Annotated in this window: 21 protein-coding genes; 11 read left to right on the top strand and 10 right to left on the bottom strand. The window is 65.6% G+C overall.

Annotation, left to right across the window (positions count from 1 at the left end):
• The first annotated feature begins 35 nt into the window (after nt 1-35).
• Nucleotides 36-1,973 carry an acetoacetate--CoA ligase gene (locus OG300_RS16950; RefSeq protein WP_405497013.1) on the top strand — a complete coding sequence of 646 codons (1,938 nt, stop codon included), beginning with the start codon at nt 36-38 and terminating at the stop codon, nt 1,971-1,973.
• An 88-nt stretch (nt 1,974-2,061) separates the two neighbouring features.
• Here OG300_RS16950 and OG300_RS16945 read toward each other — a convergent pair whose 3' ends face one another.
• Both OG300_RS16945 and OG300_RS16940 read right to left on the bottom strand, forming a co-directional pair.
• The gene (locus OG300_RS16945) at nt 2,062-2,268 is read right to left on the bottom strand and encodes a DUF397 domain-containing protein (RefSeq protein ID WP_405497011.1); all 207 of its coding nucleotides are present in this window, start codon (nt 2,266-2,268) and stop codon (nt 2,062-2,064) included.
• On the bottom strand, nt 2,265-3,281 hold the full coding sequence (locus tag OG300_RS16940) for a helix-turn-helix domain-containing protein (protein ID WP_405497009.1): 1,017 nt from the start codon (nt 3,279-3,281) through the stop codon (nt 2,265-2,267). Before OG300_RS16940 ends, OG300_RS16945 begins: the two co-directional genes overlap by 4 nt.
• Before the next feature lie 171 nt (nt 3,282-3,452).
• Here OG300_RS16940 and OG300_RS16935 point away from each other — a divergent pair, with 171 nt between their 5' ends.
• On the top strand, nt 3,453-3,638 hold the full coding sequence (locus OG300_RS16935; RefSeq protein ID WP_405497007.1) for a hypothetical protein: 186 nt from the start codon (nt 3,453-3,455) through the stop codon (nt 3,636-3,638).
• A 247-nt stretch (nt 3,639-3,885) separates the two neighbouring features.
• Here the strand turns inward: OG300_RS16935 and OG300_RS16930 are convergent, their stop codons facing one another.
• Nucleotides 3,886-4,128, bottom strand: a complete 243-nt coding sequence (locus tag OG300_RS16930) for a hypothetical protein (RefSeq protein ID WP_405497005.1) — start codon at nt 4,126-4,128, stop codon at nt 3,886-3,888.
• Between the two features lie 388 nt (nt 4,129-4,516).
• On the opposite strand from OG300_RS16930, the gene OG300_RS16925 reads away from it, so the two are divergent.
• From OG300_RS16925 to OG300_RS16915, 3 genes are all read left to right on the top strand, one after another.
• Complete coding sequence (locus tag OG300_RS16925; protein WP_405497003.1) at nt 4,517-5,014, top strand: hypothetical protein; 498 nt, start codon at nt 4,517-4,519, stop codon at nt 5,012-5,014.
• Between the two features lie 172 nt (nt 5,015-5,186).
• The gene (locus tag OG300_RS16920; protein WP_405497001.1) at nt 5,187-5,672 is read left to right on the top strand and encodes a hypothetical protein; all 486 of its coding nucleotides are present in this window, start codon (nt 5,187-5,189) and stop codon (nt 5,670-5,672) included.
• An 88-nt stretch (nt 5,673-5,760) separates the two neighbouring features.
• Nucleotides 5,761-6,486, top strand: coding sequence for a hypothetical protein (locus tag OG300_RS16915; RefSeq protein WP_405496999.1), 726 nt, complete (start codon nt 5,761-5,763; stop codon nt 6,484-6,486).
• Between the two features lie 44 nt (nt 6,487-6,530).
• Here OG300_RS16915 and OG300_RS16910 read toward each other — a convergent pair whose 3' ends face one another.
• A complete protein-coding gene (locus tag OG300_RS16910; RefSeq protein WP_405496997.1) occupies nt 6,531-6,890 on the bottom strand; it encodes a DUF4913 domain-containing protein in 360 nt (119 codons plus the stop codon).
• Nucleotides 6,891-6,972: 82 nt separating this feature from the next.
• Nucleotides 6,973-7,509 (bottom strand): GNAT family N-acetyltransferase, encoded by a 537-nt coding sequence (locus OG300_RS16905; RefSeq protein ID WP_405496995.1) that lies wholly within the window; start codon nt 7,507-7,509, stop codon nt 6,973-6,975.
• Between the two features lie 226 nt (nt 7,510-7,735).
• Between OG300_RS16905 and OG300_RS16900 the strand changes: the two genes are divergently transcribed.
• Both OG300_RS16900 and OG300_RS16895 read left to right on the top strand, forming a co-directional pair.
• A complete protein-coding gene (locus tag OG300_RS16900) occupies nt 7,736-8,365 on the top strand; it encodes a class I SAM-dependent methyltransferase (RefSeq protein ID WP_405496993.1) in 630 nt (209 codons plus the stop codon).
• 122 nt (nt 8,366-8,487) lie between these two features.
• The gene (locus tag OG300_RS16895; RefSeq protein ID WP_405496991.1) at nt 8,488-9,105 is read left to right on the top strand and encodes a ferredoxin; all 618 of its coding nucleotides are present in this window, start codon (nt 8,488-8,490) and stop codon (nt 9,103-9,105) included.
• A gap of 288 nt (nt 9,106-9,393) precedes the next feature.
• Here OG300_RS16895 and OG300_RS16890 read toward each other — a convergent pair whose 3' ends face one another.
• Nucleotides 9,394-10,293 (bottom strand): alpha/beta hydrolase family protein, encoded by a 900-nt coding sequence (locus tag OG300_RS16890; protein ID WP_405498575.1) that lies wholly within the window; start codon nt 10,291-10,293, stop codon nt 9,394-9,396.
• A gap of 368 nt (nt 10,294-10,661) precedes the next feature.
• Here OG300_RS16890 and OG300_RS16885 point away from each other — a divergent pair, with 368 nt between their 5' ends.
• Together OG300_RS16885 and OG300_RS16880 are read left to right on the top strand one after the other, a co-directional pair.
• Nucleotides 10,662-11,240: a DinB family protein gene (locus OG300_RS16885; RefSeq protein ID WP_405496989.1), complete on the top strand. Its 579-nt coding sequence runs from the start codon at nt 10,662-10,664 to the stop codon at nt 11,238-11,240.
• Between the two features lie 216 nt (nt 11,241-11,456).
• On the top strand, nt 11,457-12,416 hold the full coding sequence (locus OG300_RS16880; RefSeq protein ID WP_405496987.1) for a hypothetical protein: 960 nt from the start codon (nt 11,457-11,459) through the stop codon (nt 12,414-12,416).
• A gap of 171 nt (nt 12,417-12,587) precedes the next feature.
• Here OG300_RS16880 and OG300_RS16875 read toward each other — a convergent pair whose 3' ends face one another.
• The 4 genes from OG300_RS16875 to OG300_RS16860 form a co-directional block, all read right to left on the bottom strand.
• Nucleotides 12,588-13,280 carry a CPBP family intramembrane glutamic endopeptidase gene (locus tag OG300_RS16875; RefSeq protein WP_405496985.1) on the bottom strand — a complete coding sequence of 231 codons (693 nt, stop codon included), beginning with the start codon at nt 13,278-13,280 and terminating at the stop codon, nt 12,588-12,590.
• Nucleotides 13,281-13,335: 55 nt separating this feature from the next.
• Nucleotides 13,336-14,331: a phosphotransferase family protein gene (locus tag OG300_RS16870; RefSeq protein ID WP_405496983.1), complete on the bottom strand. Its 996-nt coding sequence runs from the start codon at nt 14,329-14,331 to the stop codon at nt 13,336-13,338.
• Nucleotides 14,332-14,343: 12 nt separating this feature from the next.
• Nucleotides 14,344-14,655 carry a hypothetical protein gene (locus OG300_RS16865; RefSeq protein ID WP_405496981.1) on the bottom strand — a complete coding sequence of 104 codons (312 nt, stop codon included), beginning with the start codon at nt 14,653-14,655 and terminating at the stop codon, nt 14,344-14,346.
• Nucleotides 14,656-14,810: 155 nt separating this feature from the next.
• Nucleotides 14,811-15,410: a TetR/AcrR family transcriptional regulator gene (locus tag OG300_RS16860; RefSeq protein ID WP_405496979.1), complete on the bottom strand. Its 600-nt coding sequence runs from the start codon at nt 15,408-15,410 to the stop codon at nt 14,811-14,813.
• A gap of 150 nt (nt 15,411-15,560) precedes the next feature.
• Here OG300_RS16860 and OG300_RS16855 point away from each other — a divergent pair, with 150 nt between their 5' ends.
• Nucleotides 15,561-16,400, top strand: coding sequence for an alpha/beta fold hydrolase (locus OG300_RS16855; protein WP_405496977.1), 840 nt, complete (start codon nt 15,561-15,563; stop codon nt 16,398-16,400).
• Nucleotides 16,397-18,772, top strand: coding sequence for a beta-glucosidase (locus OG300_RS16850; protein ID WP_405496975.1), 2,376 nt, complete (start codon nt 16,397-16,399; stop codon nt 18,770-18,772). The genes OG300_RS16855 and OG300_RS16850 overlap by 4 nt, the downstream gene beginning before the upstream one ends.
• The last annotated feature ends 24 nt before the right edge of the window (nt 18,773-18,796 follow it).

The raw sequence follows: 18,796 nt of genomic DNA, 5'->3' as shown, positions 1-18,796 counted from the left end.
ACGCCGACCCCGTGAGGAGTGACGACCTCCCTGCGATGAGCGACGACCGGCCGCAGTGGGTACCCGGTGCGGCCGCGATAGCCGACGCCCGCATCACCGACTTCGCGCGATTCGTGCAGCTGCGCGACGGGATTCGCCACGATGACTACCGATCGTTGTGGGAATGGTCGGTCGAGGACATCGGCGGATTCTGGGGTGCGCTGTGGGAGTACTTCGAACTGGGGGAGTCGCCCGATGTCGTGCTCGACAGCGAGTCCATGCCCGGGGCGCGCTGGTTTCCTGGCACCCGGGTGAACTATGTCGATCAGGTGCTGCGGCAGGCGAACCGGGACCGGCCCGCGATCATCGCGGTCAGTGAGGACTCGTCGCAGCGGGACATCGCTTGGTCGGAAATGCTCTCGCGCACAGCAGTTCTCGCGCGATCGCTGCGGGACCTGGGTGTCGGTCCCGGTGCTCGGGTCGCGGGCTATGTCCCCAACATTCCCGAAGCCGTGATCGCGTTTCTCGCGACTGCGAGTCTGGGGGCTGTCTGGAGTGCGTGCGGCCAGGACTATTCGGCCGCGGCCGCGCTGGATCGGCTCGGCCAACTCGAACCGGTCGTGCTCATCGCGGCCGACGGCTACCGCTACGGGGGTAAGCGGCACAGTCGGCTGGCCGAGGTCGAGTCTCTGCGAGCGGGTTTGCCGTCGCTGCTGGCCACGATCCTGATCTCGGACTCCAGTGCCAGCCTGCCCGGGGCTCTGGATTGGGGACAGGTCACCGAGGGCCCCACATCCGAACCGCTGCAACCCATCCCGGTGGATTTCGATCACCCGCTGTGGGTGCTGTACTCCTCGGGCACCACCGGCAAACCCAAGGGCATCGTGCACGGTCACGGCGGTGTCCTGCTCGAACACCTCAAAGCCCTGGCCCTGCACACCGACCTCGGCCCCGACGACACCTTCTTCTGGTACACCAGCCCGAGTTGGATGATGTGGAACTTCCAGGTCGCGGGCCTGCTGGTCGGTGCCACCATCGTCTGCTACGACGGCAGCCCCGGCTATCCGGCCCCGGATGCCCTGTGGGACTTGGCCGCTCGCACCGGCACCACCGTCCTGGGCACCAGCCCCGGCTATGTGCTGGCCTGCGAGAAGGCCGATGCGCACCCGGCCCGCACCCACGACCTGACCGCCCTGCGCCGCATGGGTATCACCGGTTCGGCATTCCCCGCCGCGTCGTCGCTCTGGCTGCGCGACGAGGTCGGCGACCTGCCCGTGTCCTCCATCAGCGGCGGCACCGACATAGTCTCGGCCTTCATGGGCGGCGTCCCCACCGTGCCGGTCTGGCCCGGCCAGCTCTCCGCCCCGTATCTCGGTGTGGCCCTGCAATCCTGGGATCCCGACGGCCACCCCACCGACAGCGTCGGCGAACTGGTCATCACCAAACCCATGCCGTCCATGCCGGTTTCCTTCTGGAACGATCCCGACGGTTCCCGCTACCGCGACGCCTATTTCGACACCTACCCGGGCGTCTGGCGGCACGGCGACTGGATCACCCACACTGCCCACGGTGCCGTCGTCATCCACGGCCGCTCCGACTCGACGTTGAACCGCAACGGCATTCGCATGGGCAGCGCCGATATCTACCGCGTGGTCGAGTCACTCCCCGAGATAGTCGAGGCTCTGGTCCTGGGCATCGAACAACCGGACGGCGGCTACTGGATGCCGATGTTCGTAGTCCTGGCCCCCGGCCTGGATCTCACCGACGACCTGACCCACCGCCTCCGCGAAGCAATCCGCAAGGAGCTCTCCGCTCGCCACATCCCCGACGAAATCATCGCCGCCCCGGGCATTCCGCACACGCGCACGGGTAAGAAGCTGGAGGTGCCACTGAAACGCCTGTTCCAAGGTGTGCCGCTCGATCAGGCGGTCGATCCCACCGCCATCGACAACCCAGAGCTGTTGTCCTGGTACCTGGCTCGCCGCCCGCGTTGAAGTTCCTGGCTGTCGAGAGCCGAGCTGTTCGAGGCCTGTGATGTGGAGTCCGGCTGGTGTCTCCGGACTCCACATCGTCTCGATCAGGTCAGCTCAGGTCGAACTTGCCGGAGGCCACCGCGGCGGTGAAGCCGTCCCAGATCTCCGGCGCGAAAACGTGAGCCGGACCAGTGGGATTCTTCGAATCGCGCACGCCCACCATGCCTGCGGGCAGGTGGGCGACTTCGACGCAGTCCTTGCCGGAACCGCTACGGGTGGATTTGAACCATTTGGCTTCGGATAGGTCGATGTTCACTCGCCGAACTCCTTCGCTACTGCCAAGATCCGTTGCCTGGACTGGGCTTCGTTCAACGCTACCGCCTCGATCTCGCGCAGGGCACCCCGATATCGCTGCACTTCGGCCCCGCGTTCCAGATAGAGATCACCGGCATACTCCTCGATGTACACGATCGGAGGTTCTGTCAGCTTGGACTCGGGCAGGACCGGGAACTCCATCAGGCTGAAGGATCCGATGTACGGCCCGAGATGCCTTGGGGCGCTGAACGGTACGACTCGGATCGAGACGTTCGGCAGCTCGGCGAGTTCGGCGAGATGGTCGAGCTGTTCGCCCATGACCGCAGGGCCACCGACCTGCTCTCGAATCACGGCCTCCGAGAGCAAGGCCACCATCTCGAAGGTGTTGTCCGCCAATCGCATCTGCCGGTGCGCGGCCAATTCGAGGCGTCGTTCGACTGCCTCCGAGGTCAGCTGCGGGATCTCCGACCAGGCAATAGCTCGGCGATACTCGGTGGTCTGGAGCATGCCGGGAAGAATGCCGGTCTTCCACGCGGTGAACCGCTTTGCCGAATCCTCCAGCCAAAGGAAATGGTCGAAGCCAGCCGGGATCTGGGCATCGGCGTAGGCCCGCCACCAACCACCTCCGTGTACCCGGTTCGATCGGGACTCGGTCAGCAGGGACAGCAACATTCGCCGTACCTCGTCGCTGGCTCCGTACCCATCGCACAGGGCGTTGATCTGGAACGAGGTCATGCGGGTGGCGATGCCCTCTTCGATCCTGCTGATCGACTGCGGCGAGGTCTCGGCGGCTCGGGCGGCCGCCGCCTGAAAGATCCCTTTCTCGATACGCAACCGCCGCAGTTCTCGCCCGAGCGCGCGGCGGGCAAGAGTACTTCCGTTCTCACTCATTTCGTTACCCCCACTATCGAATGAACCCGTTTCTGGAAGCCGCCAATTGGAAGCCCCAATTGGATGTGGCCGCTGTGGAAGTCCGTCCTCGACAACGCGGAATCGACCGTTCGAGATCGCCAATTCCCTGCGACCGCATGTTTACTCGTTGCATCCCCGATGGCCGGGAAGCCGGTTCCACAAACCGACCGCTCGAAAGTGCCCTTCGCAGTGGCTATTCGGCCGCACCGGTGCGTACCGGCCACCGGGGACCCCAAAAATCAATGTAGACAATCTATCTGGAGGAGGCCGATCGTGTTGGGGTTACCGATCGAAAATCACGAAGCCGTAGGCATCATGACCCTGTCCTACGCCCGCGATGTTCTCCGGGTCCACGCCTGCTGCACGCTGCTGGTCTGCGCGAAGAAGCGCCAGGCCACGGCGCTGCTGAATGCCGCCCATCGGGCCGCGGCCGAGGCTTGGGGGAGGCGATTCGCATGACTTATGTCAGCCACGAGATCCCGGACTATCCGGTCGGGAATCTCGAAATGGCCAGGGCGGCTCGAGAAAAGCACGCCGAGTGCGATTGGGACTGTGAGGCTCGCCGCTATTTCACTCAGCGGGTTCCGGAGTTGGAGCGCGAGCAGCAATAGTTCGCGCCCAGGCCCGTCTCGCGAATAGCGTTTGCGGGCAACGACGTATCGCGCCGAGTGCTAGCACCTGACGCACTGTGGCGGTTCGGAGCAGATCAGTCGGGCGTCGGGTGCAGACTCACCGCGAATTCGAGGACCGTACGAATGCCGAAAAGGATCGCCAGCACCAGCACACACAGACTGACAGAACAGACCACAAACACCGCGACGTGGATACCGGTATCGCGTATGAGCGCGCCCGTTCCCCCCTTGCGTGCCGCGGAAACCACCGCCGCAGCGATCGAAATCGGTGCCAGCACCAGCCCCAGCACAATGAAGACCGTCAGAATCCCGTTCACCCCCTAGCGAATACCAACCATACCGCCGACTCGATCCCCTCGCCATGCACCGATCGGCACGGTCTGTGCGCCGGAATATGTACTGGCCGTGGGGATTAGGGGCGGGTCGAACGTCCTGCACTGCCGCCAGTGGGAGTTGTTCGAGCCGCCGAGACCGGGCAGAGCGATGCGAGGCCGCATACTCTCAGCGTGAGCGGCCTGAAATCGGCTGCGGCTCAGAGGTGTTCTTCGGTGCGGGGTGGGGATGACGATCGATACACAGGCGCGACAGCGCCGCGTATGGGGGTGGCTGCGGTCGACCCGCCGCGCCTTCTTGGGCTTGGCCGGGGGTATATGGGCAGTCGGTGGCATCTACGGGCTATTCACCCGTCCAGTGCCTCTCGGTGCGATGGGCACCTACTACCCCGATGCGGGTCCGGCAACACACCGGTTGCTGACCCTCGAATTCCTCGTCGGGACAGCGCTGGTCGTGGCACTCGTGGTGACCGAGCGTGCCGAACGACCGAACAGTCGCCTGGAGTCGGCCGGAGTTCGCCGGAACGGATGGAGACCGGCATCGGCCGTGTGGTTGATGTTCGGGCTGCTCGCGCTACAGGAAACCGGCGTCGCACCGTTCATTCCATATATCGCCTGGAATGACTTTCCCCAAACGAAATTTGTTGCACTGCTGGCGATGTGGGCCGCGACGCTCGCGCTCGGCGCGGCCGCGGCCGTACACAGCCTCACTGTTGTCGGGGGCATCGCTAGTGCCCGACCCGACCTCAGCGTCTCGCCGAATCGCCGAAAGATGCCCTGGGCCCTGATAATCGGTGCCGTCGTCGGCATCACCGCGGCGGTGCCCTACTGCATCTTCAACTGGAGCGAACCCTTCTACCTGATTGCCTAGCTCCCGTTCGAGAGCGTTGTCACCGAGAGTCAAACTCTCGAGGTCCGACCCATTCGTCGACCGATTCGGTGAAGCATGGTCATTTCACTATCCGGATAGTCTTCGGGAGGCCCTCGACAGGGTCGGCACATGTCAAGTGCCACAAGAAATCTCGAAAATTGGGGAGTGACCTATGAAGACACCGATGCTAGCTCGCGCCAGCGTGGCAGCCGCAGGACTCTCGGCGCTGGGCCTGGTCAGCAGCTTGATGGCGCCCACCGCATCAGCAGCGCTGTCGATAACCAACAGCACCGCCTACTGCGTCGGCACCGCCTACACGATCACCCTGCCCGCCGCCGACGCCGCCCAATTGGTCTCCGCAACACAGGGCTACAACCAACTCCTCTTCGAGTGGGTCCCAGCCGCAGGTGGGAATGCGACCATAATCACCCGAACCCCATACGTCGCCGGTCAAGACGCAACCATCCAATGGACGCCCACGATCGCACAACAGACGCGCCTCGAGGCAACCTCCTCCGCCGGCCCGGGTTACGACGGCGGCGTCGCTGAACTCTTGACCGTGAACGTTGTCCAGACTGCTCCCGCCGGGGCCAGTTGCACCCCGTCCGGCACCTCGGGGACCGGCAGCGCCGGGCTCCCCGGCAGCCTGTCGAGCTGATACCCGAGCCCACACCAGCTGACCCCCGCCCGCGGGGGGTCGGCACCGAACGATAGGTCGGCGCAACGGATTCCCTTAGATTGGCTGGGTGAAAGATCCCGTTGACGAATTCGACCACGCGCCGCCACATCCGGTGGCCGTTCAGCCTCCTCGAGCCGCATCACCTTTCGGGCGCTGGATGGCCGCCGGGTTCGTGGCTGGGCTCACCGCCGCAGTCGGCGGGGGAATTCTCGATGGTTGGCAGGCCTGGCGCGTCGCGCACGTTGTCGGCGCGGACGTACTCGCGGGAGTCAACGCTGCGCTCTGGAACTTCACCACCGTCATACCGGTCGCAGTTGGATTGACAGCGGCACTGGTCGTAGGCACTCCTGCCATTGCGCTGCTCATCGCCCGACAACATTCTGCACTCCGAGTCGTGAGCATCGGCGGGCTACTCGTAACTACTGCTGCGGTCGCGATGTGGCCCCTTGCGGAGGCCGGGATCTCGACGGTGTCGATCAAGACGATCCAATGGCTCTGCGGCGCGGACTGGCCCTCGAACAGCGGCAGCGGCTCTATCGCCCACTACTACAATCTGTTCATTCCGACTCGGGCCACGTACTGGGGGCTCGTCGAGTCCATCGTCTTCGCCCTCACGCTGTTCGGCTGGAGCTGGGCCAACTGGCATAGCACTGCCCCGGGAGGAGACCGTCGTGGACGGGCACTTCGCGTCCTACTCGGCACAGCTGCTTTGACGGCCGTCTTCGCCACGGCCTTCGTGACGATCGCAGATCACACGTACGGAGAACAGGGAATTCAGGTGGTTTCGAGCTGAGGTCCGGACCACCTCGAAAGCAGGTGTGCCGCCCGTGCAACAGTTCAGGGCCACTTGAAGAGGTCCGGTGGCGTCGCGATCAGCGGCAGCGGCGGCATTTCGCCGGAGTGTCCGGATGCGGTGGAGCAAAACTGGAAGGGGCCGTCCGGGGCGAACAGGATGCCCATATGCGGATCGGCGTGGTCGAGAAACCACACGCTCAAACCCGTTCTGGTGTCGCGCCGGTAATGCTCCCACGTCCGCCACAGAGCATCCAGTCGCGCGACGGCTTCAGCGTGCATCCACCACTGCGGACACCACACTCGGCGGCCCTGACCAACTTCTCGCCGGTACAGAAGACTGAGGTAGTTCTCCACGAATTCAACGACAGATTCGTATACCGCCGGAGGGTTGCTTGGGTCCACAGAACATTGAACATACTCGGCCGCAAGCGCATTGAACCAGCGATGGCCGGCGCTATTGAGGCGCGGTGGACGAAATCGGGTGTCAGAGCCGTCTCCTGGTGAACAGGGTGGTCCCGTGGACCGCGTCCACTTCCGTCCGCTCGGTCTCGGTGAACCCGACCTTCGCCAGCACACGGCGCGAAGCGATGTTCCAGTCCCAGACCGTGGCCCACAGACGTTCGTGTCCGGAGGATCTCGCCCAATCCAGAACCGCCAGTGAGGCTTCGGTGGCATACCCCTGACCCCAGACTCGGCGAAGCAACTCGAATGCCAGCTCCGGTTCCCCCTCCGCTCCTCGTCCGGTGTCGACCAGTCCGCAGTAGCCGATGACATCACGGTCGACCTTGCGCTGGACCGCCAACAAGCCGCTAGACGGTCGCTGGTCGGTACGGATCGAATCCTCGAGGTCTGCGAGTGTGGGGTGTCCATCCGCGTCGATTCGACGGTGCGGCGGCACTCGTGGATCACGTTCGGTCCACAGCTCGCGCAGGACGACAGCCTCGACTACCCGCCAAGGTCTGAGCAGTAGGCGGGTGGTCTCCAACACAACCTCGTGGCCTGGCTCCACTCCCGCTGGCATGACAGCAACTCTCTCACGGGAACCGCACTGCATTGCCGAGTTCCGTGCGACTGGCAGAATCCCGCAATATCCACTGGCCAAGTGTCCTATTTCGCGAATTTCAAAGCAGGAGTGCGGGATTCTGCCAGTCGGCGCGTGAACGCGACGTATCGCGGGACTGCACGCCATTGCCGCATGCCGCTCGGCAGGTGCCGCCAGTTCCGGGGCGCTATCGGATCATGGTTGTATGCATCGACCGCAGCGGGCTCAGCATGAGGATGACCTGATCGCGTACTACGACAATGAGATTCGTCAACGCGCTGCGCGGGAGCTGTCATCACGACGCGTGCTGCGCCGCACCGAGTATCTCGACTTGCTGAGCCGGGAACGCATCGCGGATCTGATCGAGATCGGTTGCGGCCCAGGCCGCGACGGCATCGCGTTCGCGGACGCCGGTTTCGTCTACACCGGCGTCGACCTGGCCCCGCAGAGCGTCGCCACCGCCCGGTCGCTGGGCCTGAACGCCTGCCGAGCCTCGGTCCTCCGGCTTCCGTTCGAGGACAAGAGTTTCAGTGCGGGCTGGACCATGAGCACACTGCTGCACATCGCAGACATCGACCTGGACGCGGCGCTGGCCGAGATTCTGCGCGTCCTGCGGCCGGGAGCACCGCTGGCGATCGGACTTTGGGGCGCCCCGCATGGCAGCGAGCAGAAGTGGGACGACGGCAACGGACACGGACCTGCGCGGTTCTTCAGCATTCGCACCGACGCCGCGTTGAGGGTGGTACTCGAGCGACACGGCGGCCTCGAGCAATGGCTGACTTGGCCGGGGGAACGCAACTGGCACTACCAGTGGGCGGTTCTGCGCCGAGGTTGAAACCCGGTATCGAATAGTGTTGTGGTGCAGACGATGTGAGGTGTTGCAGGTCGGACAGTGAGGCTCCCGGCCGAGCTCGAACGGGCCAGGCTGCGGCCGACCGAATGCATCAGCATGCGTGTATGCAGAGCGTGATGGCCGAGGACTGCTACTCATCGCCTGCGCGCCGCGTAGTGGGGAATGCTGGTGTCGTGAGCGACCTACCGCGACGCTGGGATCCGACTACTTCGGTTCGGCGCGACCTCAATGATTCTGTCTACCACGGTGACAAGTGGGACGACCGGCACTGGATGAACGTGCCAGGTCCCGTCTACACGGCGCAGACCGATACCTGTTGGACCGGAAGGACTCACGCGCCGCGCAACGTGCTTTACGGCGGCGAGTACTGCAACGAGTTCGTCTATCGCCAGCCGAAATCACCAGCCGAGGTCGAATGTCTGTTGGAGGCAGCGGACGCCGACCCGTTCGACGGCTACGCGTGTGATGGTGACTCGCGCTGGACTCCTGCGGCCGTGCGCGCGTGGTGGAGTGGTCGCGACAAGGTCTACGAGCACCTCGCGCAGTTGCTCGCCGAGTACACGAGGGAAGGTGCTAACCCTTCGGAAGTCGAAGCGGCAGCAGGTGTCCGCGACTTCCTGACTTATCTGGCCACCGACCTCGAAACCGATCTGCGGGAGTATGTGTTCAGGTTGGAGAACGATCGATACCCGACCGCAGACGACCCGCTGCCGAACCTGTAACAAGGTCTTTCCAGACATGCGCTTTCGCCGCATACCGGGCTGACCGAACCGGTCGGCGCGAGCCGCGGGCGGCGAGACCGACTGCGGCGCAGGAGCGTCCGCTACTGCCCAATGTCGTGCGCGCGGTGATCGTCCGAGATCAAGCTGCCGTCGCGCTGGCCCGGTCGTATCGTGTCGGAGTGCCCACCGAGATGCGATGCGGATATGGCGCACGACAGTGTGAACCAGCCATATGTGGCGGCTGGTTGGTGGCAAATTCGGCGCGCTGCCGCGCCGGATCGTGCGGTGTCAGCGGAGTGTGTGAAGCCAGGCGGTCCAGGCGTCGGTGAACTGTTGGGAGAACGGCAGCGGCTGTGCGTATTCGGTTCCGGTGGAGGGCTGGTCGCCGACGTCCTTGAGGGTATGGTCGGCCGTGGTGAGGTGCACCTGTTGCAAGGTTGTCTGTTTCAGTGCTTCGTCGAGCTTCGCGACGTCATCGCAGCTGATGTTGATGTCCTTGTCCGAGCAGCTGGTGAACACTCGCAACGGCGTGTGCAGCGTCGCCGCCAGTGCGACCGGGTCGAGAAGATCCTCGCTGGCAAGGAGTTTCGCGGTGGCGGAGGTCAGTCCGAACGGCTGCACCGACGCATCGTCGGGCACTGTGCCGCTCGTGCGCAGCTGCGCGACGGCTGCGGCGAGCGAGATGCGCAGGGTGGCCGCGTCGTCGCGTGAGAGCTTGCCCGTGTTCACGGATTGATCGATTTGCGCGTCGATTTGCCGCGACATGGTGTCCAGGATTCGAGCAGTGGCTGACTCGAGCAAGCTCAGTGAGGTCAGTGTGGGAATTTGCCCGCCCTTCCCGTTGGCTACAGCCAACGCGATGAGCCCACCTTCGCTGTGCCCGACGATCCCTAGGGCGGCTTTGTCGATGCCGGGCTGGGTGGCAAGGTAGTTCGTCGCGTCAGCCGCCTCGCGGACAAATTCATCGAATCCCACGTCGGCTGCCTGGAGACTTCCCATCCCCGTCTGCCCAACCCCGATCTTGTCGTAGCGCAAGCTCGCGATTCCATTGCGTGCCAGCACATCCGCTAGAGACCGCAGCGTGCCGATTGACCCGTTCATCAATGCACTGTCGCCATTGCGATCGGTGGGGCCGCTGCCTGCGATGAGCAGCATCGCGGGCACGGCACCGGTGGCACCGTCGGGCATCCGCAGGCTTCCGTGCACGACCAACTGTCCACTGGTGAAACTGATCTCGCGATCCACCCCCGGCGATGATGCCGCTACCGACGCCGACGGGTGTTTCGAAGCCGCTGAGCCACTTCCACAGCCAGCGAGTGCGACGGCCAGTACCGCGACCAGTCCGATCGAAATTCTCATATGTCCCCTCCCGAACACCGTGACCATACTTGGCGCGGTCGAATGATTTCCGCCTCGGTTCGGGCATACCGCGCTGACCGACCCGGCCAGCGCGAGCCGCGAGACCGACAACGGCGCAGGAGTCTCCGCTACTGCCGAACGCAGGGCATTTCGGGCTAGCCTCTTGATTTCTGGAATCAGAGCGCGACCATCGTCATATGAGCGCGCACGAGCGCTCGGATCGAGGTGGCACGATGTCGCAACCGAAGGTCGATCGCGACGCACTGGCGGCCGACCTGGAGCGGGCACGGACCGACTTTCACCAACTGCTCAGCACCATCGGTGACGACGAATGGGACGCACCCTCGAACGGGACGCGCTGGACGAACGAAGAGCTGTTGTTCCATATGGTGTTCGGCTACATGATCATTCAGAGGCTACTCATCCTGTGGCGAGTGCTCGGACGACTTCCTGTCGGTGTCGGCCGTGCCAATGCGCGGTTCCTGAACGCGGCGACCGTGCCGTTCGATTGGGTCAACTTCCACGGCTCCCGCGTAGCGGCGCGCGTCTACAACCGGCGCAGGATGGGCAAGAAGATGGATCGGGTCATTGGGTCGTTGCAGCGGTCCCTGCGCGCCCAGCCAGAGGCAGTCTTCGCCCGCCGTATGCCCTACCCCGATCGCTGGGACCCCTACTTTCAGAACTCCATGACCCTCGTTGACATCTACCGATACCCGGGACAGCACTACGGTCACCACCGAAAGCAGTTGACCATCACCGGTGCTCGCGAGCCGTGACTGCCGAGATTCGAGTGGTTGGAGGCTGCGCACCGGAACGATAGGACGCGATTGGCGCGCTGCGGACTGGTCGCGACGTTATCCGTAGCTGTTGTCACAGCATTCATGGTCTAATGCCGGGCGAGTGAGCAGTTGCGCGAGCGTGGCAAATTGGTGTGGCAGTGGTGCGGAAGTGTGGTTGTGGTGGCGAAGGGTGTGTTGTCGAGGTTCGGTGCTATGCGAGTGATCAAGCGGTCCTTGGTCTATTCCGCGGCTGATCCGGAATTGCTGGCGGCGGAACGGGCGACGATCGTGGTGCACCGCAATCCCGGCGGTTGGCAGACGCGCTTTCGCGCATACGGGGTGTTGGTGGATGGGCACGAGGTCGCTCGTTTGCGTAGTGGGACGACGGTGGAGGTTTCGGTGCTGCCCGGTAAGCATCGGGTCGAGTTGACGATGGATCTGCTGGCGGCCAGCCCGGTCCGCGAATTCATAGTGCGGTCAGGGCAGCGGCGGCTACTGGTGAACAGTCCGAAACGATTTCTGAAGGCACTGGCCACAATCCGCGGCCGCGACTTCCTAACCCTGGACCTCATACCTGTTTCGGAGACCGCCGTGTCGAGTCCACCGCCGGTGATGGGGAAGGGTGCCGGGATTCCCAAATACGGGTTGGTCGAGGTGGTGCATGCGTTGGCAAGCTCGCCGTTCGACTTCCTGCCCGACAATGCCGACTGGGGAGAGTTGGCGAAAGCGGCTGTGGCACTGGGCGGTAGGTGGTCGGCTCTCGTCGAGCTCGCAGAGCGGAAGCCGACTGTCTTGGACTATCCCGCACTGAACGAAACGATCGGGCGGCTGCGAGAGCAAACCGGTAAGGAGTTGGGGACGCAAGCGCCGCCGGAGTTCTGGAGGGTCGTGGTGGGTTTGGTCTCGCGGTCGTGCCGCCTCGGAGTGCTCGGCGACGAGATGATCGCAGCGCGGCGCCTGGACAGCTTGTGGATGAACCTGTCCGGCGACACCCCTGGTACTCGGGCCGAGGAACTGCTGTGGGAAGGGATGGCGGTGCACGAGTTGGATTGGTATGTCGGGAGCGACGTGTGGGAGCGGGCCCTCGCGCTGATCACCGAGGCCGATCATTTCCTCAGCGCCGATGCCGTAGATCGTGCGTTCTGCGAGGCCGCGATGGATGTACTGCTTTGACATGCCCGCATCGGTGAGTGGTCGTGCGCAATCGAGCTATGACCGAACGCACTGAATGCCGCATAGCGCGCTGAACGACGCGGCCAAGCCGTCGCGCGCGGAAGATCAACAGTCCGAGGTGAACTCGGGCGCCAACTTCCCAGTCCTGGTCTGATCAGCCCCTGGTGGCTCTCAGCCCGGGAGTTCCGTTCGGCGGGAAGGCAATTGGATTCGGGCGTCCGGCGCCGCGCCGTGGTAGAAGTAGCGGCCCAAACCCACGGTGAAGACCAGGATTCCGTAGATGGAGTGTTCCACCGAAGCCGTGAAGAGGGATTGGGTGGAGAGGTAGCGGGCGGCGAAGATCCAGCCGCCGGCACCGCTGGCTATCACCGAGAACCAGCTGCCGAAGATGATGTGGACGTAGCCGAAGGCGGCGGCGCTGGCGGCGACCATCAGGGTGCCGTCACCGAAAACCGGTGCGTACCTGTGGAACAGGAACGAACGGAAGACCAGTTCCTGCGGGTAGACGCTGAGGGCGGGGTAGAGGACCATGACCGCCAGCCAGAGGGCGGGGCTGCGGCGGGGGAGGTCGAAGAGGTCTTCGCGGCGGCGCAGGGCCACGGCCGCGGTCAGCGCGGCTGCGCTCGCGGAGGCGGACAGGGCCATGGAACGGGCCTGGTCGCGGAAGGCCGACGCCCGCCACAGGGCGGCGCGGTCGAAGCCGGGGGAGCGGCGCAGGTAGAGGGCCGCGCCGGAGGCGAGGATCAGCAGGGCGGGGATGGGGGGTTTGCCGCGCAGGATCGCGTTGTAGGCGGTGGTTCCCCCGAAGAACAGCGCGGCGTACTCGGCACCGAGATAGACCTTGCGCCACCGTCGAATCCTCATGATCACACCCTAGTTTCCGGTCGCCGAGTGCGCCGTTCGAGCGAAAACCGGGTGCTCACGGATCCGGTTGCGCCAGCAGCTGCCGCACCATGCGATCGGTGGCGGTCGCGGCTTCGGCGTCGAGGGTGCGCAGCCGGACGTGTTCCAAACGCAACGCGATACCGTGCCGGGCGAGATAGACCCGCTGCCGCCACTCGGCCGCCCGGCCCACGCCCAGCGGTCCGTAGGTGCGCCAGAACGCGTCGCGTTCGGTGCCGGGTCGACGCCGCGCCATGAAGATCGGCCAATCGGATTCGGGGTCGCCCCACCAGGTCCGGTCGTTGTCGACGATGCCGGTGACGATCGGGCGGTCGGCCGATTCGGCGAGGATTAGGTTCACCGTCCACAGGTCGCCGTGCAGCAGCCGCGGCACCCGGATCTCGTCGAGCACCCCGCGGTGGCGGTCGAGAAGGGTGATCACCTTCGAGATGTCGCCGGTGTCGAGTCCGACATCGGTGGAATCGGCTGCGGCGCAATCGAACCAGTCGAGCAGCGCGTCACTCCAGGCGGCGAATAATGGACCGGCGACTCGCCCGAATCCCGGCCCCGGTACCTGGTGGATGGTGCGCGCCCACCCCCCGATCTGCTCGAAGTACCCCGGCCACAGGCTCTCCGGATACCTCGGCAGTCCCGCCGGTGCGGGCACGCCGGGCAGCCAGGACTCGATCATGAAGTCTCGCCCGAGCACCGCGTGGGTGAAATCGACGCCCAGGACCCGCGGCAGCAACGGCGCGATCCCGGCCAGATACGGCAGGCTCGCGTACTCGTTGCGCATCAGCTCCGGTTCGATCCGAAGTTGCCGCCCGGGTTCGGGAGCCACCCGCAGAATCGCCGGACCGTCGGCGCCGAGATCGATTCGAAACGTGCTGTTGTACTTGCCATCGGACAATTCGACGGCCGAGACGATCCGGGTCCCGTTCCCGAGTACCCGCGCGACCATGGCCCGCAACTCCCCGGCATCCGGTGGCTGCTGAAAGGCGTTCCCTGTCCGGGCGATCGGCCGATACTCCATCGCCTCCCCACTCTAGCTACCGATCGGCGGTGGTCGGGGCGGGGCGAGCGCGGTCGTGAACAGCGTGTATTCGCCAGCGGGCACACAGACTTCGCGATGCGGGAGCTGCATGACGATGGGCGGGCACACATGAACCGGGACCACGAACACGGCCTCCATCGGACCTTCGGGGTCGAGGTGGCGGTGCAGCCACAGCCGCATGTCGGGCGAGTCGAGACTGGGCAGAAACCCAACGGCCGTATGCCATCGCATGCTCGGCGGCAGTGGACGGGGACGGCCGATCACGACGATGACCGCGTGCGTAGTACGCCAGATGTCACCCATCGGTGGCCCAGCCCTTCGTGTTCGGCGTTATCGGACGCTGGACCGGAGGGGTGGGCGATGCGACGCTGCACCGGGAGAACGATCCGAATTCCACGATAAATCCGTGCTGCCATCACACCGTCGAATTTGCAGCGAATCGAGATCTGCCGATCGTGTCAAGACAGGTAGGCGATGAGCTCGTCGATGTAGGCGCGGAAGAGTGTGGCCATGTCGACGGTCTCCGGATCGACGAGCCACTGCAACTGCAGCCCGTCCATCATGGCCATCACCTGCCGGGCGACGGTCGGGCTGTCGATCTCGGCGCGCACCGAACCGTCGGCCTTGCCCGCGTCGAGCGCGTCGGCCAGATAGGTCTGGACTGTGCGATACCGGTTCAAGGCCCACTCGTGCGCGGGATGGTCCGCGGTGACCGCCTCGCTGGTCAGCACGGTGAACAGCCGGACCAGGCCTGGGACGTGCATATTGTGCTCGACCAACTGGGCCAGCCGCAGCAGCGCCTCCTTGCCGTGGAAGGGCTGGTTGAAGCCGAGCCGCTCGTAGTCGAGCCGGTCGCGGTAGTCCAGGACGGCCGACAGCAGCGCGGCCTTGTTGGGGAAGTAGTGCAGCAGCCCGGGCTGCGAGAGCCCGCAGCGCTCGGCGATCTCCGCGATCGAGGCATTGCGATAGCCGTTGTCGGCGAAGGTCTTCAGCGCCTCGTCGATGATCTGCTCGCGGCGGTCCTCGGCCCGTCGGCGGCGCTGGGGATGCGGCGTCATGAGATGGGACACTAGTCAAGGGTGCTGAGCAGGCATAATCCCCACGACATAACGAACGGATAACAGTACCTACTACCCACTCGGTAAACTGGAATTCCACTGGCACACTCGTGCCAGCCGTACATGGACGTGCGAGGGAAGGGATTGCCGATGAGTCGAGCTCCGATCACACCGATCACGCTGCGGGGTGCCGCCGGGACACTGGCCGGCTGGGAAGCCAGCCCCGCGAGTGTCGAGTCGCGGGGAACCGTGGTGCTGGTGCCGGGGTTCACCGGCTCGAAGGAAGACTTCGAGGGCATGCTGCCGCTGCTGGCGCAGGCCGGATATCGCGCGGTCGCCTACGACCAGCGTGGGCAGTGGGAATCCGAGGGCCCCGAGGACGTATCCGCCTACACCCTGCCCGCTTTCGTCGGCGATCTGCAGGGCGTGCTGGATCAGGTCTCGCCCGAGGTGCCCGTTCATCTCGTCGGCCATTCCTTCGGCGGCTACGTCTCCCGCGTCGCCGTGGTCGAGCGCCCCGCGAAATTCCGCAGCTTCACCCTGCTGGCCTCGGGCCCGGACTCGGTGTCCGACATCAACTTCCCGCCGCCCGCGCTGGTCGCGCAGGCCGTGGAAGCCGGTGGACAGGAGATCATCTGGCAGCAGTTGAACGCCGCCCTGGCCGCCGCTGAACCCAAGCCCACACCCGAGCATCTGGAGTTCCTGCACCAGCGCATCCTGCGCACTCGCAAGGCGAACATCGTCGGCATTCTCAACACCATGGGCGAGTCGCCGCTCAAAGACCCGGCCCAGCTGCGGGATTCGGGGGTGCCGCTGCTCTACGCCTACGGCGACACCGGCGACCTGTGGGATCCCGCCGTGCACGAGCGCTTCGCCGCCGAACTCGGCGCGCGGACCGCGGTGTTCCACGGCCGCGGCCACGTCCCCAACGAGGATGTCCCCGAACAGGTCTGCGCGGAACTGGTGAACTTCTGGAAGGAACTGGCATGAATGACGTCATCGACGACCTCTTGGCCAAGCTCGACCTACCCGCCAAGATCCGCCTGATCTCCGGAGCGAACGTCTTCCGCTTCGCGGGCGACGAGAGCATCGGACTGGCCGAGATGCCGGTCTCCGACGGACCGTCCGGCGTGCGCGGCGAACAGTGGGACGAACGCGACCCGTCGGTCAGCCTGCCCTCGGGCACCGCCCTCGCCGCCACCTGGGATCGCGACCTGCTCACCGAGATCGGCGCGCTGATCGCCGCCGAGGCCCGCCGCAAGGACGTGTACGCCGTCCTCGGCCCCACCATCAACCTGCACCGATCCCCGCTCGGCGGACGGCATTTCGAATGCTTCTCCGAGGATCCGATGCTGACCGCCGAGATCGCCGACGCCTACGTCCGGTCGGTGCAGGCGCACGGCGTCAGCGCCTGCCCCAAGCACTACGTGGCCAACGACTCGGAGACCGAACGCTTCACCACCGACGTCATCGCCGACCAGCGCACCCTGCGCGAGCTCTACCTGTACCCGTTCGAGCGTTCGGTCGAGGCGGGCGCGTGGATGATCATGTCCGCCTACAACTCCGTCAACGGCACCACCATGACCGAGAACGACCTGCTCGACGAACCACTCAAGGGCGAGTGGGGATTCGACGGCGTGGTGGTCTCGGACTGGACCGCCGTGCGCTCGACCCTCGGCGCGGCCAAGGGCAACGACCTGGCCATGCCCGGCCCGTGGGAACTGTGGGGCGCACCGCTGGAAGCAGCCGTGCGCAAGGGCGAGGTGCCCGAGTCCGCGATCGACGAGAAGGTCCGCCGCATCCTGCGCTTCGCGGTCCGCGTCGGCGCGTTGAACGGAACTCCCGCCCCGGCACCGGTTTTCACCGACGAGAAGGCACAGCGCCTGGTTCGCGACGCCGCCGCCAAAGCGATGGTGCTGGCAGCCAACGACGGCATCCTGCCGCTGCGCGAGCCGTCGCGAGTGGCGCTGCTGGGTTCGGCCGCCGCCGAACCGCGCTTCATGGGTGGCGGCAGCGCGACGGTCATTCCCTCGCACACCACCTCGCCGGTCGAAGGACTCTCGCGGGTGCTGCCGGTGACCTATACGCCGGGCGTGCACCTGAGCGACCACCTGCTGCCGGTCCCGCTCACCCTGGTCACCGACCCCGAAAGTGGCGAGCCCGGCCTGCGCCTGCGCTACCTCGACGGCGACAGTGTGCTCGCCAGCGAGCATCGTGCCGCGGGCAGCCTGATGCTGTTCGGCAACCCGAATGCCATGCAGGCCAAGTCGATCGAGCTGCGCGGCCGCGTCCGCGCCGACGACGACGGCGACTGGCGCATCGGTTTCGCCGGTGTCGGCACCATGGCCTTGGAGATCGACGGCGAACCCCTGCTCGAGGAACTGGTGCTGCCCGCGGGCAGTGACCCGGTCGAGATGCTGCTGAATCCGCCGCAGCGCTTCGTGACCCGCGCCCTCACCGCCGGGCAGGAACTCGACGTGGTGGTTCGCATGGTGCCCGCGGGTGGCTTCCCCGCCCTGGGCATCACGCTGGCGGTCGGCCGCCCGCGCCGCTCCGACGACGAGGAGTTCGCCGCCGCAGTCGAATTGGCGCGCACCTCCGAGGTGGCGGTGGTCGTGGTCGGCACCACCGAGCAGATCGAATCCGAGGGCTTCGACCGCACCTCGCTGCGACTGCCGGGCCGTCAGGACGAACTCGTCGCCGCCGTCGCCGCGGTCAACCCGCGCACCGTCGTGGTGGTGAATTCCGGTTCCCCCGTGGAGATGCCGTGGCGCGACGACGTCGCCGCCGTCCTGCTGACCTGGTTCCCCGGCCAGGAATTCGGCGCGGCCCTGGCCGATGTGCTCACCGGCGCGGCCGAACCCGGCGGCCGGTTGCCCACCACCTGGCCCAAGACCATCGACGACGTCCCGGTGCTCAACACCACGCCCGGCGCGGACCATGCCCTGCCGTACACCGAGGGTATCCACATCGGCTACCGGGCCTGGCTGAAATCCGGTGTCGCCCCGGCCTATCCGTTCGGCCACGGTCTCGGCTACACCACCTGGTCGCTGGCGGAGCTGAGCGTCTCCGGCCGCACCGCCACCGTCGCCGTCACCAATACCGGAGACCGCGCGGGCCGCCAGGTCGTGCAGGCCTACCTGTCGCGCGAGCACAGCGCCGTCGATCGTCCGGTGCGCTGGCTGGCCGGATTCGCGGTGGTGCAGGCGGGCCCCGGTGAAACCGTCACCGCCACCATCGAACTGCCCAAGCGCGCCTTCGAGCACTGGAGCGAGCAGGGCTGGACCGTCGAGCCCGGCTCGTTCACCCTGCACGCGGGCACCTCGGTGACCAGCCTGCCCCTCACCGCGACTATCGGCTGACCCTCTCCCGACCCGCAACGGATT

The organism is Nocardia sp. NBC_00511, assembly GCF_045161165.1.
Lineage (GTDB): Bacteria > Actinomycetota > Actinomycetes > Mycobacteriales > Mycobacteriaceae > Nocardia.
This window is presented reverse-complemented; position numbering and strand designations above follow the sequence as displayed.

What these genes read in the sequence shown, in the direction of transcription:
- OG300_RS16860 (WP_405496979.1), bottom strand. Translation starts at nt 15,410, where the DNA reads ATGACGCCGCATCCCCAGCGCCGCCGACGGGCCGAGGACCGCCGCGAG.
- OG300_RS16920 (WP_405497001.1), top strand. Translation starts at nt 5,187, where the DNA reads ATGAAGACACCGATGCTAGCTCGCGCCAGCGTGGCAGCCGCAGGACTC.
- OG300_RS16865 (WP_405496981.1), bottom strand. Translation starts at nt 14,655, where the DNA reads ATGGGTGACATCTGGCGTACTACGCACGCGGTCATCGTCGTGATCGGC.
- OG300_RS16850 (WP_405496975.1), top strand. Translation starts at nt 16,397, where the DNA reads ATGAATGACGTCATCGACGACCTCTTGGCCAAGCTCGACCTACCCGCC.
- OG300_RS16855 (WP_405496977.1), top strand. Translation starts at nt 15,561, where the DNA reads ATGAGTCGAGCTCCGATCACACCGATCACGCTGCGGGGTGCCGCCGGG.
- OG300_RS16905 (WP_405496995.1), bottom strand. Translation starts at nt 7,509, where the DNA reads ATGCCAGCGGGAGTGGAGCCAGGCCACGAGGTTGTGTTGGAGACCACC.
- OG300_RS16890 (WP_405498575.1), bottom strand. Translation starts at nt 10,293, where the DNA reads ATGCCCGACGGTGCCACCGGTGCCGTGCCCGCGATGCTGCTCATCGCA.
- OG300_RS16885 (WP_405496989.1), top strand. Translation starts at nt 10,662, where the DNA reads ATGAGCGCGCACGAGCGCTCGGATCGAGGTGGCACGATGTCGCAACCG.
- OG300_RS16950 (WP_405497013.1), top strand. Translation starts at nt 36, where the DNA reads ATGAGCGACGACCGGCCGCAGTGGGTACCCGGTGCGGCCGCGATAGCC.
- OG300_RS16925 (WP_405497003.1), top strand. Translation starts at nt 4,517, where the DNA reads ATGGGCACCTACTACCCCGATGCGGGTCCGGCAACACACCGGTTGCTG.
- OG300_RS16870 (WP_405496983.1), bottom strand. Translation starts at nt 14,331, where the DNA reads ATGGAGTATCGGCCGATCGCCCGGACAGGGAACGCCTTTCAGCAGCCA.
- OG300_RS16880 (WP_405496987.1), top strand. Translation starts at nt 11,457, where the DNA reads ATGCGAGTGATCAAGCGGTCCTTGGTCTATTCCGCGGCTGATCCGGAA.
- OG300_RS16875 (WP_405496985.1), bottom strand. Translation starts at nt 13,280, where the DNA reads ATGAGGATTCGACGGTGGCGCAAGGTCTATCTCGGTGCCGAGTACGCC.
- OG300_RS16895 (WP_405496991.1), top strand. Translation starts at nt 8,488, where the DNA reads ATGCAGAGCGTGATGGCCGAGGACTGCTACTCATCGCCTGCGCGCCGC.
- OG300_RS16900 (WP_405496993.1), top strand. Translation starts at nt 7,736, where the DNA reads ATGCATCGACCGCAGCGGGCTCAGCATGAGGATGACCTGATCGCGTAC.